Here is a 14367-nt window from a genome sequence, read left to right on the forward strand (position 1 = left end):
AAATCCTACGCCGTTTCAGTGATCTATGCTACGCTCGCCACCCTTCCAACAGCGCCTTCATGAATAAGACGGGTTAGGCTTTGTTCGCAATCGCGCGCCATTATGTCGCCCTTGCGACGGTCGAAGGGCGATAGGCGTCGATGCGGTTCCACGCGCGGGGGATGGCTTATCGGGCGGACGGCGTCGCCGCCGTCCTCATGCTCGTCCATATGGCGAGCCCCGCCGGCGCCGAGCATTTGCGCGGCTCCGTCGCCGCGACCCCGCTCGCGCCGCAAACCGCCGCGGTCGCCGACACGGACAAGCAGGAGGAGCCATCCGAGCTCTCCGGCCGGCGCATGGAGCTGCGCGGCGTCGAGGACAATCTCGGCGTCTCGGCCGAGCAGCGGCGCAAGATCGAGACCGAAATCCAATCGCTGCGCGCCGATCGCGCCCGTCTCGCAGAGGCGCTGATCGACGCCGCCGGCAAGATCGAGGAGCTGGAGAAGCGCGCCGACGAGGTCGCCGGCCGGCTCGAATCGTCGCAGCGCAAGGAGGAGGCGCTGGTCAAGTCGCTGGCCGGACGGCGCGAGCTGATCGGCGAGGTGCTGCTCGTCCTGCAACGGATGGATCGCCGCCCGCCGCCGGCGCTGCTGGCGCGGCCCGAGGATATTCTCGAGGGCATTCGCGCGGCGATGCTGCTCGGCTCGGTGCTGCCGCAGATGCGCGGCGAGATCGACACGCTGAAGACCGATCTCGGCGAGCTCGTCGCCTTACGCGCGCGCGTCGAGACCGAGAAGGCGAGCCTCGCCGTGGAGGTCGCCGCGCTGAAAGAGCAGCGCGTGCGGCTCGCGGCTCTGGTCGAGGCGCGGCAGAAGGCGCTGATGCTGGCGCAGAGCGCGCTGGATTTCGAAGCCGAGCGGGCAAAATCGCTGGCGGCCAAGGCGACGAGCCTCAAGGAGCTGATCGCCCGCATGGAAGGCGAGGTCGACGCGGCGCGGCGCGCCGCCGAGGCGGTTCGGCAGGCGGACGCCGCGCGCGAGGCGGCCGAGGCCGCCGCCTCCAGGGAGAGCCGCGCCAAGGCGCTGGCGGCGCCGTTCAAGGATGTGGCGCGGCTCGCGCCGGCGGTCGGCTTCGCCGATCTGAAGGGCCGGCTGCCATTGCCGGCGGCGGGGGCGGTGGTGAAACGCTTCGGCGCGGCGGACGGCGCCGGCGGAACCGAGAAGGGCGTGTCCCTGGCTGTGCGGGACCAGGCCGTGGTCGCCTCGCCCTGCGACGGCTGGGTGATTTTCGCCGGTCCCTATCGGAGCTATGGGCAACTCTTGATCATCAGCGCCGGCGGCGGCTATTATGTCACCCTGGCCGGGATGGACAAGATTTCCGTAACTGTAGGTCAGTTCGTGCTGGCGGGCGAGCCGGTGGCGAATATGGGCGGAGGCGCCGTGAGGACGGCGGCGGCCATTGCTATCGGCGCGAAACAGCCCATTCTCTATGTCGAGTTTCGCAAGGACGGAGCGTCCATCGATCCGGGCCCATGGTGGGCGAAGCCGGAGATTCAGAAGGTTGGCGGATGATGCGCAGAGCCTCATTGATCATAACGGGTATCGTCATCGGAGCGGGATTCGCCACTCTGGGGCAACAGGCGCGCATGGCTCTGGGGTCGACGGCGCTCGCCGCGGCCGCCGACACCTATAAGAACCTGAGCCTGTTCGGCGATGTGTTCGACAAGGTCCGCGCCGATTATGTCGAGAAGCCGGACGAGCAGAAGCTCGTCGAATCGGCGATCAACGGCATGCTCACCTCGCTCGATCCGCATTCGAGCTACCTCGACGCCAAGGGCTTCAAGGACATGCGGACGCAGACCGAGGGGAAGTTCGGCGGCCTCGGCATAGAGGTCACCCAGGAGGACGGCCTCGTGAAGGTGGTGTCGCCGATCGACGACACGCCCGCCTCGCGCGCCGGCGTGATGTCCGGCGATCTCATTTTCGCCATCGACGACGAGAATGTGCAGGGCCTCACGCTCAATCAGGCCGTCGACAAGATGCGCGGCCAGATCAACACGCCGGTCAAGCTCACCCTGTTGCGCGGCAAGGATCGCGACAAGGTCGAGGTGAAGCTGGTGCGCGCCGAGATCCACATCAAATCGGTGCGCTCGCACAAGGAAGGCGAGGACGTCGGCTATATCCGCATCTCCCAGTTCAACGAGGAGACGTCGGACGGGCTGCGCACGGCGATGCAGAAGTTCCAGCACGACATGCCCGGCGACAAGCTCAAGGGCTTCATCGTCGATCTGCGCAACAATCCGGGCGGCCTGCTCGACCAGTCGATCCAGGTGGTCAACAGCTTCATCGACCATGGCGAGATCGTCTCGACGCGCGGCCGCACCGCCGACGAGACGCAGCGCTACAACGCCCGCGCCTCGAGCGACATCTCCAAGGGCAAGCCGGTGATCGTGCTGATCAATGGCGGCTCCGCCTCGGCGTCGGAGATCGTCGCCGGCGCGCTGCAGGACCATAAGCGCGCAACCATCCTCGGCACGCGCTCGTTCGGCAAGGGCTCGGTGCAGACGATCATCCCGCTCGGCGGCAGCAATGGCGCGCTGCGTCTCACCACCGCGCGCTATTACACGCCCGCCGGCCGCTCGATCCAGGCCAAGGGCATCGAGCCGGACATCAGCATTCTGCAGGATGTGCCGGACGAGCTGAAGGGCAAGGACGACACCAAGGGCGAGGCCTCGCTCAAGGGCCATCTGAAGAATGGCGACGACGAGAAGACCGGCTCCCAGGCCTATGTCCCGCCGGATCCGCTGAAGGACAAGCAGCTGATCGCCGCCATGGATATTCTGCACGGCCGCTTCAAGCCGCAGAGCGCGGCGGAGCCGGCCAAGCCCAAAGCCGCGAATTGATTCGCACGCGCCGCGGCCTCGGCGGGCCGCGGCGCGCATTCTCCGCCGCCCGGCCGCGTCCCGCTATGAATTGGCTGACCTCTCTCGCAAATCCAGCCGTCTTCCTGCGGCTGACGCGCGCCGTGCTTCCCTGGCTCGGCGGCGTGAGCTCGATTCTGCTCGGCGCCGGACTCTATCTCGCCTTCTTCGTCGCGCCGCCCGATTACCAGCAGGGCGAGACCGTCCGCATCATGTATATCCATGTGCCGGCGGCCTGGCTCGCAATGTTCGCCTATGCGGTGATGACCTCGGCCTCGCTCGGCGTTCTCGTCTGGCGCCATCCGCTGGCCGACGCCGCGCAGAAGACCGCGGCGCCGCTCGGCGCGGCCTTCGCCTTCATCTGCCTGGTGACGGGATCGCTGTGGGGCAAGCCGATGTGGGGGACCTATTGGGTGTGGGACGCACGCCTCACCTCGATGCTGGTGCTGTTCCTGCTCTATCTCGGCCTCATCGCTCTGCGCCAGACGATGGAGGATTCTCCGCGCGGCGCGCGCATCGCGGCGATCATGACGCTGGTCGGATTCGTCGATATTCCGATCATCAAATATTCGGTCGACTGGTGGAATACGCTGCATCAGCCGGCCTCGGTGCTGCGCGCCGGCGGGCCGACCATCGCCGCCGCCATGTTGTGGCCGCTGCTGATCATGGCGCTCGGCGCGACGACATTGTTCCTGCTTCTGCATCTGACGGCCATTCGCAACGAGATCCTGCGCCGGCGCGTGGCGCGGCTCACCGCACAGGCGGTCGCCGCGGATGAGCGCGCGCCTGCAGACGCGCTGGAGCCGGCGCGATGAGCGAGGATCATTGGGGCTATGTCGTCATCGCTTATGCGGTGACGGCGGCGACTGTGCTCGTCGTCGCTCTGCGCATCTGGCTCGATCATCGACGCCTCGCCGCGACGCTGGCCCGTCTCGAGCGCGACGGCGCGCATGAGGAGGACGTGGCGGGATGAGCGTCGATCTATCCGGCTCCGGGCCGGCGCCGCGGCGCGGCCTCGCGCTGTTCCTGCCGCTCGCCGTCTTTCTGCTGCTCGCGGTGCTGTTCTTTTTCCGTCTCTTCGCCGGCGACGCGTCGCGCCTGCCCTCGGCGCTCATCGGCAAGCAGGCGCCGGCCTTCGCTCTGCCGGCGCTGGCGGGCTTTCCCGGCGTCGGCGGCCTTTCCGGCGAGGATCTGCGCAAGGGGCGCGTGAGCGTCGTCAATGTCTTCGCCTCCTGGTGCGCGCCTTGTCGCGAGGAGCATGCGCAGCTGATGGCGCTCGCCGGGGACGCGCGGCTCGCTCAGGCGGGCGTCGCGCTCGCCGGCCTCGCCTATAAGGACGATCCTTCCAACTCGCGCCGCTTTCTCGAGGATGTCGGCAACCCCTATGGCGCGATCGGCGTCGATCTCGCCGGGCGCGTGGCGATCGATTTCGGCGTCTATGGCGTGCCCGAGACTTTCGTGGTCCGCGGCGACGGAACCATCGCCTTTAAGTTCGTCGGGCCATTGACGCGGCAGGCGATGGAGGCCACACTCATGCCCGAGATCGAAAAAGCGGCTCGCTGACCCTCGTCATGGTCCCGGCGTCACTTGTTTCGACGTCGACTGCCGGCGCAGCTCGGCTTTGAGCAGTAGAGCGCTCGGCGATTTACAGCCATGTGTTCAGGATGTTCATACCCGCTCGGCTCACGGCTTTCTCGGGAGAATTCGGCGACCCCGCCGTCGAACGCGCATTCCGGGACGAGCGCTTTCCCGAGATGGCGCGCCAGGCGCGTCTGCTGTTTCTGCTCTCCATCGCGCTGAACACGCTGTTTCTCGCCAGCGACTGGCGCTTTTTCGGCACGCCGCATTTTTATGTGGCCGTTCCCGCGCGCTGCGCCGTCATCCTCGTCGCGATCGTCGCGTATTTCGGCTCGCGTCGTTGCGTTCGGTTCGAGACGCTCGAGCGCTGGCTCATCTGCTGGCAGGCCTTGACCGCGCTCGGCGTGGGAGCGCTCGTCACCTCGCGCAGCGATATTGCGCTGTTCGTCGTGATCATGCTGCCGTCGATCTATTATCTCGTCGTGCCGACGGCCTTTGTGTGGACCGCGATGGGCGGCGTCGGCTGCAGCGCCGTGATGCTGCTCGGCTACACGCTTCCCGGCGGATCGGAGACGGCGCTCGGCATGGCTCTGGCGATGATCATGCTGAACTCGGCCCTGATGCTGGTGGTGACCAATTCGAATCGCCTGCGCCGCATGGAATGGTCGGCGATTGGCTCGGAGCGGCTCGCGCGCAGCCGCCTCGCCGACAGTCAGAAGATGCTGGAGGCGGTGTTCGCCGCGCTTCCGGCGCCGCTGATCGTCGGCGATCTCGCGGACGGCCGCGTGCTGCGCGCCAATCAGGCGGCTCTCGACTGTTTCGGGGGCGAGGCCGTGCTCGAGCGCATGAACCTCTCCGATCTTCACATGGAGACGGCCGATCGGGCGCAGTTTCGGCGTCTGCTGGAGACGGAGCGGCGGGTGAGCGGCTTCGAGGCGAGCGTCGGCGCGCCGGACGGGGTGAGGCGCGATCTTCTGATCTCCGCCGCGCCGATCGAGGACGGCGGCGTCTCGGGCGTGGTGATCTGCGGCGTCGACATTTCCGAGCGCAAGGCGGTGGAGGCGCGGCTGCACCGGCTGGCGACGACCGACGCGCTGACGGGGGTCGCCAATCGCTCGCATTTTTTTGCGCGCGCCGACGCGGAAATTCGCCGTGCGGCCCGCTATCGGCGTCCACTGTCGGTGCTGATGGTCGATCTCGATCACTTCAAGCGCGTGAACGACGAGCATGGCCATGCGGTCGGCGACGCCGTGCTCGCCGAATTCGCCGGTCTCTGCGCGCGCATGTTGCGGGCCGAGGATCTCGTCGCACGCTATGGCGGCGAGGAGTTCGTCGCGCTGCTGCCGGAGACGGATGAGCAGGGCGCGGTCGCGGTCGGCCATCGGCTGCGCGAGGGGGCGATGCAGATCCGCACGCCCTCGGCCGGGTCGGCGCTGCGGTTGACGGTCAGCATCGGCGTCTCCGCTGTGCTCGCCGGAGAAGCCGCCATAGAGGCCGCGCTCGCGCGCGCGGACGAGGCGCTCTATCAGGCGAAAGCCGCCGGGCGCGACAGAGTCGTCGCCGCCGCCATAGCGGCCGACGGGGAGGCGGCTTGAGAGGTCGCCGGTCCCATGTCCCGCGCCGGATTTACTCGCCCTTAACGCTGGGCGCGCCATTGATGTCGCACGGCGAAATCAGGACGTGTGTCCCGACGGCATGAGGCCTTTTCGCTGCGCCGGTCGATCCGGACGTATTCCATCTCTCCCAGCGAGCTTCGACCGAGGGGCTCGACGCGGCGACGCGCATCCTCGTCCCTTGCTCACCATCGCGGCTAGGCCGCGAACATTTGCTCGAGCTTCCCGGAGCCGCGACAGTGACTGACGTCGCCTCGATTTTCCCGACGAGCCTGCGAACCCGTTCGGCTATTCTTTTTTTCGCGATCGCGACTTTCGCGGCGCTGCAGGCCGTCGTCGGCTGGAGCCTCGCGGTCGACGCTCGAGCTTTCGGGCCCTGGCGCGGCTATGGGCAAATCCTTCTCCTCGCGCTGGCGGCCGCGATCATCACGCTGAGCCTAATCGCCTCGATCTGCACGTGGCGCCGGGTGGTCGTTCCGCTCGCGGCGGTGACCGAGGCGGTCCAGCATCTCGCGCGCGGCGAAACCGAGCACAGGCTCGAGATCGGCGCATGCGCGGATGTCGTCGCCGAGCTCGCCGAGGCCTGTGAGAATTTGCGCCTGGTCATCGTCGATCATGTGGCGGATGAGCGCATGATCGCGGAATCCAACGCGGCGCAGTCGCGCATCGTGCAATTGCTCGGCGACGGGCTGTCGAAGATCGCGCAGAAAGATCTGACCTGCCGTCTCACCGAGACGGTGCCATACACTTATCGCGGATTGCAGATCGATTTCAACACTGCGGTCGAGCAATTGTCGCAGGCGATCGCCGATGTCGCCGAGAGCACGCAGGTGCTCGGCGCCGGCATGCGCGAGACGGTGGCCGCGGCCGACGATCTCTCCCGTCGCGCCGAGCGCCACGCCGCCAATCTGGAGCAGACCGCCGCATCGCTAGCCGACATCACCGGAACCGTCGGCCGCACCGCGGAAGACGCCGAGAAGGCGCGCAAGATCGTCGCCGGCGCGAGCCGCGACGCCGAGAAGAGCGGGGTGATCGTCTCGCATGCGATCGGGGCCATGGGCGATATCGATCGGTCCTCGCGCAAGATCGGACAGATCATCGGCGTCATCGATTCGATCGCGACTCAGACCAATCTTCTCGCGCTCAACGCCGGCGTCGAGGCGGCGCGCGCCGGCGACGCCGGACGCGGCTTCGCCGTCGTCGCCGCGGAGATCCGCGATCTCGCGCGTCGTTGCGCCAAGGCGGCGAAGGAGATCGAGGATCTCATCTCGGCCTCCAACGCGCAGATCGAGCGCGGCGTCACCCTCGTCGGCGAAACCGGCGCGGCCTTGTCGCGGATCGTCGAGCAGATCGCCAAGGTCAATGACGTCGTCGCCGAGATCGCCGATCGCGCCCGCCTGCAGGCCGCCAATCTCACAGAGGTCAACGCCGCCGTCGGCCAGATGGACCAATTCACCCAGCAGAATGCGGCGATGGCGGAGCAGACGACCGCCGTAAATCATCGACTGGGAGAGGAGACGACCGAGCTCATCGAATTGATGTCGCGCTTTCGCATCGACGCCCGCGTCGGCCCCGCGTCGATACGACCCGAACGACGGCGAAGCGTCGTCGTCGGCGGGCGCGTGGCGAGCGTCGCGACGCCGGCGCCGCTCCCTCCCGCGGAAAAGAACGCAGGCGACGCGTCGGACATCGATTGGATCGAGTTTTGAGTGCAATGCGCAAGTCCGGCGCAAGAGACGCCGTGATATCCATGATCTTCGTTCGGGGCGCCGGTCCGCGAGGGCTGCGCCCTAGGCGCGGCGCGCGCCGGCTCCTTCGGAGATCTCCTCATGGCGGCAGTTTCGCGCAGGCGACGCTTGGTCCTGACGCTCGGCTTCGCCGCTGCGCTCTCGGCCTGCGCGCGCCCGGCGCACGAGATCGCGCCCGCGCCGATCGATCCTGTGATGTTCATGGGCAAGAGCTGCTCGGAGCTCGCGCACGAACGGGCGCGCCGCTCGCGCGCGCTGATCTTCGCCGGAATGGCGCAGGATCAGTTGAGCGCCGACGACAATATGCGCACGCTGGGCGTGCCGACGCCGCTCGGAACGATCTTCGAGAAGGATCGCAAACCCGAGGTGGCGCGGCTGAAAGGCGAGCTGCACGCGGTCAATGCGCAGATGATCGAAATGAATTGCGGGCCGGATTATCGGTAACGCCGACGCCGTCTCGGGCGTTGGGCGCGGCGTTGCACAACTCTTGCTTGTGGCAGCGATTGATTCGACAGACACTTTCCTGTAATCTTCCAGCAATGCAAGCGCTGCCGAGCGACAGGAGGTCGTCATGACCAGTTTCGATCCCGGCTCGTCGAGGCGCGAAGGCGAGGCGACGAGCGGCTCCGCGCGCGCGGAGCCCTTCACGATCGCCGATTGCAAGAGCTGCGAGCCCGAGCTGCGCGAGGCCCTGGAAACGCTCGACGACGAGGTGCGCGCAATCGTCAATCAGCTGCTGGCGGGGGCCGAAAGCCGCGGCGCCGACGGAACGTCCTTTCTGAAGGCCGCGACAACCGTGCTGCTGTCGATCGCCGCTTCGCTGTTGGAGACGGCGGCCGTGCGCGGCTGCGAGCCGGTCGAGGTCGAGGCGTTCAAGGACGCTGCTGAAGACGCGGCGCAATGGGCCAAAAGCCACAGATTGCGCGACCTGCTCGATAGCGAGGATTGAGCGCGGGGGTCGCAAGGCGCGCTTCGCTCGATAGCGGTCTGCGTTCGGTCCGAACAGCGAGCCCGAAGGCAGACGATCGAGGGCGGCTCGGACCGCGTGCCTTCAGGCTCGCGCTCGGGGGAGCAAATCTAGAAAAATTCAGAGTCGCCGCTGGCCGGCGTCGCGCCTTGCGGCTGCGGACGATCGGCGAGGCGGGCGGCGAGCTCGGCGAGACGCACGTGGCGCGAGGCCGCGGCTCCCGCGACCTCCCATTGGCGCGGCGCGAGCTCTGCGAGCGCGACGACGAAATCCGAGAGCGCCGACAAGGTCTGCTCGATCGAGTCGATCGCCTGGGCCGAGCGGATGAGCTCGTGCTTTTCCTTCACATTGTGCCAGCCGACGCCCTCGACGAGGCAATGAAGGCGATCCGTGCTCGCAGCCGCTTCACGCAATTCGCGCGCGAGGCGGCCGAGAATATCCGTCATCGCCTGTGGCGCGTCGTCGGGGTCGGTCTGAGGCGCGGCAATCATCAAAACAACTCCAGCGAGCCGGAGACGGGCTGTCGGCTCATCGCGGCGGGCGGAACCACCGGCGCCGCGATCGGCGTCGGACCCGACAGAAGGCTTTGCCGCGCGCGGCCGGAGACCGGAGAATATTCGATCCTGCGGCCGCGATCGCCGCCGAGATTCTCGGCGACGAGGCGGATGCCTTCGTTCTGAAGGAAGCGCTTCGCGAAGGCGGCGTTCTTGGCGCCGATGTCGGAGAGGCCCTCCATCATGCGCGCGCCGCCGAACAGCTTACCCTCGAGCCGATCGCGCCGCGCGCCTTTCTTCAAGAGGCCGTTCACCAGCAGCTCCATCAGATGCACGCCATAGCGCTCGGCGTCGCCGCGCAAGCCGCCCATGTCGCCGGGGAGAAGAAAATGATTCATGCCGCCGACGCCGGCTTCGGCGTCCCGCAGGCAGGCGGCGACGCAAGAGCCCAGCACCGTGGCGAGAACCGTGTCGGGATCGTCGACGACCCGATACTCGCCCTGGATGATGTGGATGCGCTTGCGGCCGTCGCTCGGCGCGCTCATGCGAGCTTGCCGATAATCGCTTCCAACGCCTTCTTCAGCGCGGGAACGGTGAAGGGCTTAGTGAGGAAATTATTGACGCCGAGCTTGATGGCGTTCTCGAGAACCTCCTTGTCGCCGCGTCCCGTCAGCATGATGAACGGCACTTTCTTCGTCGGATTATAACCGCGAATAGCCTTCAGCAGGCCGAGGCCGTCGAGCTTGGGCATGTTGAAGTCGGAGATGACGAGATGGGCGGGCGTGCTCATCATGAACTGCAGCGCCTGCTCGCCGTCGCCGGCGAAGAAGATGTTGCGGACGCCGAGCTCCTCGAGGCCGTCGCGTATGAGCATGCGGCTCGTGCTGGTGTCGTCCACGATCAAGACTCTGATCTGAGCGGCGATCGACATGTCCTACCTCGTCATCCTTGTTGGTTCGTTGAAATCACGATATGGGCTCCGATCCTGTGCAGGGGGAGCTGCTTGCCGACGCTGCCGATCTCGTAGGCCGCTCTCGGCATGCCATAGACGAGAGAGGTTCCCTCGTCCTGCCCGATCGTTTCCGCACCCGATCGGCGCATCGTCAGCAATCCTTCCGCTCCGTCGCGGCCCATGCCGGTCAGAATGACGCCGAGCGAGCGCTTTCCGGCGGCCTCGGCGACGGAGTTGAACAGCACGTCGATCGACGGCCGATGCCCATTGACCGCGTCGGCCGTGGTCAGGCGGCAATGCAGGCCGCCGCTCTTGTCGACTGTCAGATGCGTGTGTCCGCCCGGCGCGACATAGACATGGCCGGGACGCAGCGGCGCGCCGTCGACGGCTTCGGTCACGCGCGGCTTGCACATGCGGTCGAGACGCGCCGCGAAGCTCGCCGTGAACACCGGCGGCATATGCTGGGTGATCACCGTCGGCGGGCAATTTTCCGGAAATTCAGAGAGCACCGTCAGCAGCGCCTCGACGCCGCCCGTCGAGGCGCCGATGGCGACGAGCCGTCCATCGGGCTTGAAGGCCGGCGTTGCACGCTGCGCGGCCGGCTGCGCTCGCGCAGGCTCGCCGCGCGGCAAGGGCGCCGAGGCCACGGCCTTGATCTTCGCGGGCAGCGCCTCGAAGGTGCGCGGGTCTTTCGGCGAAGGCTTGGCGACGCAGTCGAAGGCGCCGATCTCCAGCGCCTTGATGGTCGCCGACGCGCCCTTGTCGGTCATCGTCGAGACCATGATCACGCGCGTCGGCCGCAGCCGCATGATCTTCTCGAGAAATTCGAGGCCGTTCATATTCGGCATCTCGACGTCGAGCGTCACGACGTCGGGGTCGAGGTCCTTGATCGCCTGACGCGCCTGCAGCGGATCGGCGGCCTCGCCGACCACCTGGATCGCGGCGTCGCGGCGTAGAGTGGCGGCGATCAGGCCGCGCATCGTCGCGGAATCATCGACGATGAGAACACGAATGGACATTATCGACGCCCTCGATTGCGTAAACGATAGGTGGTGACGCCGTCGCTCTCGAAAGCGGCGGCCGCTTCACCGGAGATTCTTTCGGAATGGCCTATGTACAAGCGTCCGTCCGGCTCCAGCAGATCGACGAAGCGGCTCCAGAGCGTCTCCTGCGTCTTGTCCTCGAAATAGATCGCGACGTTGCGGCAGAAGATGGCGTCGAAACGACCGGACATCGGCCAGCGGCCGATGAGATTGAGCTCGCGAAACGAAACCAGCGAGGCGAGTTCCTCGCCGACTCCCCAATCGGCGCGATTGTCGGTCGAGAGCGGCGTGAACCAGCGCGTCTTCATGCGCGGCGGCACCGCCTCCATGATCTCAGGGCCATAGACGCCGTCGGCGCCGGCCGCGACCATGTTGGGATCGATGTCGGTCGCCAGAATCTTCACGTCGAGGCGCGTCGCCTCCGGAATGACGGAGAGCACCGACATGGCGATCGAATAGGGCTCCTGGCCGTTGGAGCAGGCGGCGGACCAGATGCGCAGCCGTCCTCCCTTGCGCACAGCCGCCGCGCGCGGCGCCAGCACCTGCTCCTCGAGATGCTTGAAGTGATGCGGTTCGCGAAAGAAGCGCGTCACATTGGTGGTCAGCGCCGCCAGCATCTGCTGACGCTCGCCGACGCCGGCCTCGCTCGCGATCAGCGCGCAATAGTCGCGGAAATTCTCGAGTCCGAGCGTGCGCAGCCGCTTGGCGAGCCGCGAGTAGACGAGCGTCGCCTTGGTGTCGGGCAGATGAATGCCTGCGTCCTCGTGCAGCAGAGAGGCAATCTTGTGGAAATCGGACTCCGTGAGCAGGAACTCACCGGGCACCATGGCTCTGCCCGCGGGCGCGGTCGACGATCGCATCGACATCACTCCGCCGCCAAGGTCATCGCATCCATCGTGATCAAATCTGCGCGTGGACGCCCGATAATGGCGTCCACATCGAGGATGAGCGCGACGCGTCCGTCGCCGAGGATGGTCGCCGCGGCGATGCCGTGGACATGGCCGTAATTGGTCTCGAGGCTCTTGATCACCACCTGGCGTTGCCCCTGGATGGCGTCGACGAGCAGCGCGCATTTGGCGCCGCTTTCCGACTCGACCAGCAGAGCGACCTGCGAGGTCGGATCGATCGGCTCATAGCGATACATGAGCACCATGCCGACATCGATCAGCGGCGTGAAGGCGGCGCGGCTGGCGATGACGCGCGCGCCATTGCCGAGCTCGTGCACGCTCTCCTTCTTGGGCTGCAGCGTCTCGATGATCGCGGTCAGCGGCACCACCAACGTCTGCCCGCCGACCGTCACCACCATTCCGTCGAGCACGGCGAGCGTCAGCGGCAGGCTCATCGAGAAGGTGGAGCCGCGGCCGGGCACGGAGGAGATCGACATGCGTCCGCCGAGCGCCTGAATGGCGCGCTTGACGACATCCATGCCGACGCCGCGTCCGGAGATGTTCGACACGGTCGAGGCGGTCGAGAAGCCGGGCAGGAAGATCAGATTGTCGATCTCCTCATCGGTCAGATTGGCTTCCGCGGGAATGAGCCCCTTGTCGACGGCGATCTGGCGCACGCGCGCGCGATTGATGCCGGCGCCGTCATCCGCCACCTCGATGACGATGCGGCCGGAGCGATGCGTCGCGGAGAGGCGCAGCGAGCCTTCCTCCGGCTTGCCGGCGGCGATGCGATCCTCCGGCTTCTCGACGCCGTGATCGACGGCGTTGCGGATCATATGGGTGAGCGGATCGGTCAGGCGCTCGATGACGGTCTTGTCGACCTCCGTGCCTTCGCCGTCCATGACGAGGCGCACGGATTTTCCCGTCATCGCCGCGACCTCGCGCACAGTGCGCGACATGCGCTGGAACACCGGTTTCACCGGCTGCGCGCGGATCGCCATCACGCTGTCTTGAATGTCGCGCGTCAGCTGCTCGAGCTCGTCGAGGCCGATCGCGACGGAAGAGGCGCGCGAGAGCCCGGCTTCCGACACGCGCTGCGACAGCATCGCCTGATTGATGACCAGCTCGCCGACGAGATTGATGAGCCGGTCGACGCGATCGAGATCGACGCGAATGGTCGTCTGCGCGGCGGCGGCTCCGTCGCTGCGCTGCGCCTCCGGCTTGGCGGGAGAGGGATGGCCGTGCTCATCCTCGGACGGGGCGGCGATCGGCGCCGGAGCCGGGGCGGGCGCTGCGGCTTCGATCCGCGGCGCGATCGTCTCGCCGACGGCGGGAGCCGGAGCTTCGATCGGCTCCAGAGCCTCTTGAAACGCCTCCAGCAGCTTGCCGACATCGGCGGCGGAGACGTCGAGCTCGCAATCCCATTCGACGAATTCGAAGATCTCGCGCACGCGCGCTTCCGGCTCGCTGGTCGTGAGACGAATTGTCCAGCTGAGATAGGCCCCTCCGGATCGAGCTCGGAGAGCAGCGGAACGTCATGCGTGTCGCATTCGACCGTGGTCTCGCCAAGCCGCGCGAGCTCGCGCAGGAGGCGCACGGTCTCGTTCGCCTTGGCGTAGAGACCTGGACCCGGACGGAAGCGAATGATGAAGTCCTGCATCGCAGGCCCGGCGTCGTCGCCGCCGATATCGAAGATCGAATCGAGCGAGATCGCCACGGGCTGGAACTCGAGCGACTCAAGTCCCTCTTCTTCCTCGTGCCCGCCGGCCGGCGCGTCACCGTGCAGCGCGCTGAGTTCGGCCGCTATGGTCCTCGCCGCATGAGCGTCCGCCACACTGTCCTCGCGGGCGGCGCGAACGAGATCGGAGAGGACGTCGGAGGCCCGCAGAAGAGTCTTGGTCAGCGAGGGCGTCGCGGTGATCTTGTTGGAGCGCAGGAGATCCAGCGTCGTCTCGAACACATGGACGAACTCGACGAGCTGCTCGAAACCGAACGCGCCCGCCCCGCCCTTGATCGAGTGAACGGCGCGAAACACGGCGTTGACGGTCTCGGCGTCGCATTCTCCGGCTTCGATCTTCAGCAGCCCGCTTTCGAGCTCGACCAGCTGCTCCTCGCATTCCTGAAAGAACGTCTGCTTGATGGAGGCCATCGGGTCCACGGGCGCTACTCCTTGACGTCACTCGAAC

Annotated in this window: 14 protein-coding genes and 1 pseudogene; 9 read left to right on the forward strand and 6 right to left on the reverse strand. The window is 66.8% G+C overall.

The genetic code is table 11. From position 1 onward, the window contains the following. Positions 1–161: 161 nt before the first annotated feature. The 9 genes from CQW49_RS19630 to CQW49_RS19670 all read left to right on the forward strand — a co-directional run bounded on the left by CQW49_RS19630 (position 162) and on the right by CQW49_RS19670 (position 8787). Positions 162–1550 carry a murein hydrolase activator EnvC family protein gene (locus tag CQW49_RS19630; protein ID WP_065083603.1) on the forward strand — a complete coding sequence of 463 codons (1389 nt, stop codon included), beginning with the start codon at positions 162–164 and terminating at the stop codon, positions 1548–1550. Then, complete coding sequence (locus CQW49_RS19635) at positions 1547–2881, forward strand: S41 family peptidase (RefSeq protein ID WP_003609649.1); 1335 nt, start codon at positions 1547–1549, stop codon at positions 2879–2881. Before CQW49_RS19630 ends, CQW49_RS19635 begins: the two co-directional genes overlap by 4 nt. Positions 2882–2946: 65 nt before the next feature. Next, positions 2947–3714: a heme ABC transporter permease gene (locus CQW49_RS19640; protein WP_024749468.1), complete on the forward strand. Its 768-nt coding sequence runs from the start codon at positions 2947–2949 to the stop codon at positions 3712–3714. Further along, positions 3711–3872 carry a heme exporter protein CcmD gene (gene ccmD / locus CQW49_RS19645; RefSeq protein WP_003609647.1) on the forward strand — a complete coding sequence of 54 codons (162 nt, stop codon included), beginning with the start codon at positions 3711–3713 and terminating at the stop codon, positions 3870–3872. Before CQW49_RS19640 ends, ccmD begins: the two co-directional genes overlap by 4 nt. Beyond that, complete coding sequence (locus CQW49_RS19650) at positions 3869–4462, forward strand: DsbE family thiol:disulfide interchange protein (RefSeq protein WP_003609646.1); 594 nt, start codon at positions 3869–3871, stop codon at positions 4460–4462. The genes ccmD and CQW49_RS19650 overlap by 4 nt, the downstream gene beginning before the upstream one ends. A gap of 191 nt (positions 4463–4653) precedes the next feature. Next, positions 4654–6072, forward strand: coding sequence for a GGDEF domain-containing protein (locus CQW49_RS19655; protein ID WP_157926093.1), 1419 nt, complete (start codon positions 4654–4656; stop codon positions 6070–6072). A 257-nt stretch (positions 6073–6329) separates the two neighbouring features. Continuing rightward, positions 6330–7799 carry a methyl-accepting chemotaxis protein gene (locus tag CQW49_RS19660; RefSeq protein ID WP_003609643.1) on the forward strand — a complete coding sequence of 490 codons (1470 nt, stop codon included), beginning with the start codon at positions 6330–6332 and terminating at the stop codon, positions 7797–7799. Positions 7800–7919: 120 nt separating this feature from the next. After that, positions 7920–8282, forward strand: a complete 363-nt coding sequence (locus CQW49_RS19665) for a hypothetical protein (RefSeq protein ID WP_003609641.1) — start codon at positions 7920–7922, stop codon at positions 8280–8282. Between the two features lie 127 nt (positions 8283–8409). Then, entirely contained in the window at positions 8410–8787 is a 378-nt protein-coding gene (locus tag CQW49_RS19670) for a hypothetical protein (protein ID WP_003609639.1), read from the forward strand. A 128-nt stretch (positions 8788–8915) separates the two neighbouring features. Here the strand turns inward: CQW49_RS19670 and CQW49_RS19675 are convergent, their stop codons facing one another. The 6 genes and pseudogenes from CQW49_RS19675 to CQW49_RS19700 form a co-directional block, all read right to left on the reverse strand. Further along, entirely contained in the window at positions 8916–9296 is a 381-nt protein-coding gene (locus CQW49_RS19675) for a hypothetical protein (RefSeq protein WP_003609636.1), read from the reverse strand. Beyond that, positions 9296–9844 carry a chemotaxis protein CheD gene (locus CQW49_RS19680; RefSeq protein ID WP_003609634.1) on the reverse strand — a complete coding sequence of 183 codons (549 nt, stop codon included), beginning with the start codon at positions 9842–9844 and terminating at the stop codon, positions 9296–9298. Before CQW49_RS19680 ends, CQW49_RS19675 begins: the two co-directional genes overlap by 1 nt. Further along, the gene (locus CQW49_RS19685) at positions 9841–10230 is read right to left on the reverse strand and encodes a response regulator (protein ID WP_003609632.1); all 390 of its coding nucleotides are present in this window, start codon (positions 10228–10230) and stop codon (positions 9841–9843) included. Before CQW49_RS19685 ends, CQW49_RS19680 begins: the two co-directional genes overlap by 4 nt. Positions 10231–10241: 11 nt before the next feature. Beyond that, a complete protein-coding gene (locus CQW49_RS19690; protein ID WP_003609631.1) occupies positions 10242–11270 on the reverse strand; it encodes a protein-glutamate methylesterase/protein-glutamine glutaminase in 1029 nt (342 codons plus the stop codon). Further along, a complete protein-coding gene (locus tag CQW49_RS19695; protein ID WP_003609628.1) occupies positions 11270–12154 on the reverse strand; it encodes a CheR family methyltransferase in 885 nt (294 codons plus the stop codon). The genes CQW49_RS19690 and CQW49_RS19695 overlap by 1 nt, the downstream gene beginning before the upstream one ends. Before the next feature lie 5 nt (positions 12155–12159). Beyond that, a pseudogene (locus tag CQW49_RS19700) lies at positions 12160–14330 on the reverse strand (chemotaxis protein CheA). Positions 14331–14367: the final 37 nt, after the last annotated feature.

The sequence above is a fragment of the Methylosinus trichosporium OB3b genome, from assembly GCF_002752655.1.
Classification (GTDB): Bacteria; Pseudomonadota; Alphaproteobacteria; order Rhizobiales; family Beijerinckiaceae; genus Methylosinus; species Methylosinus trichosporium.

Excerpts from the sequence above, each read along its gene's own strand:
- CQW49_RS19630 (WP_065083603.1), top strand. The coding sequence starts at position 162 with ATGGCTTATCGGGCGGACGGCGTCGCCGCCGTCCTCATGCTCGTCCAT.
- CQW49_RS19635 (WP_003609649.1), top strand. The coding sequence starts at position 1,547 with ATGATGCGCAGAGCCTCATTGATCATAACGGGTATCGTCATCGGAGCG.
- CQW49_RS19640 (WP_024749468.1), top strand. The coding sequence starts at position 2,947 with ATGAATTGGCTGACCTCTCTCGCAAATCCAGCCGTCTTCCTGCGGCTG.
- ccmD (WP_003609647.1), top strand. The coding sequence starts at position 3,711 with ATGAGCGAGGATCATTGGGGCTATGTCGTCATCGCTTATGCGGTGACG.
- CQW49_RS19650 (WP_003609646.1), top strand. The coding sequence starts at position 3,869 with ATGAGCGTCGATCTATCCGGCTCCGGGCCGGCGCCGCGGCGCGGCCTC.
- CQW49_RS19655 (WP_157926093.1), top strand. The coding sequence starts at position 4,654 with ATGGCGCGCCAGGCGCGTCTGCTGTTTCTGCTCTCCATCGCGCTGAAC.
- CQW49_RS19665 (WP_003609641.1), top strand. The coding sequence starts at position 7,920 with ATGGCGGCAGTTTCGCGCAGGCGACGCTTGGTCCTGACGCTCGGCTTC.
- CQW49_RS19670 (WP_003609639.1), top strand. The coding sequence starts at position 8,410 with ATGACCAGTTTCGATCCCGGCTCGTCGAGGCGCGAAGGCGAGGCGACG.
- CQW49_RS19675 (WP_003609636.1), bottom strand. The coding sequence starts at position 9,296 with ATGATTGCCGCGCCTCAGACCGACCCCGACGACGCGCCACAGGCGATG.
- CQW49_RS19680 (WP_003609634.1), bottom strand. The coding sequence starts at position 9,844 with ATGAGCGCGCCGAGCGACGGCCGCAAGCGCATCCACATCATCCAGGGC.
- CQW49_RS19685 (WP_003609632.1), bottom strand. The coding sequence starts at position 10,230 with ATGTCGATCGCCGCTCAGATCAGAGTCTTGATCGTGGACGACACCAGC.
- CQW49_RS19690 (WP_003609631.1), bottom strand. The coding sequence starts at position 11,270 with ATGTCCATTCGTGTTCTCATCGTCGATGATTCCGCGACGATGCGCGGC.
- CQW49_RS19695 (WP_003609628.1), bottom strand. The coding sequence starts at position 12,154 with ATGCGATCGTCGACCGCGCCCGCGGGCAGAGCCATGGTGCCCGGTGAG.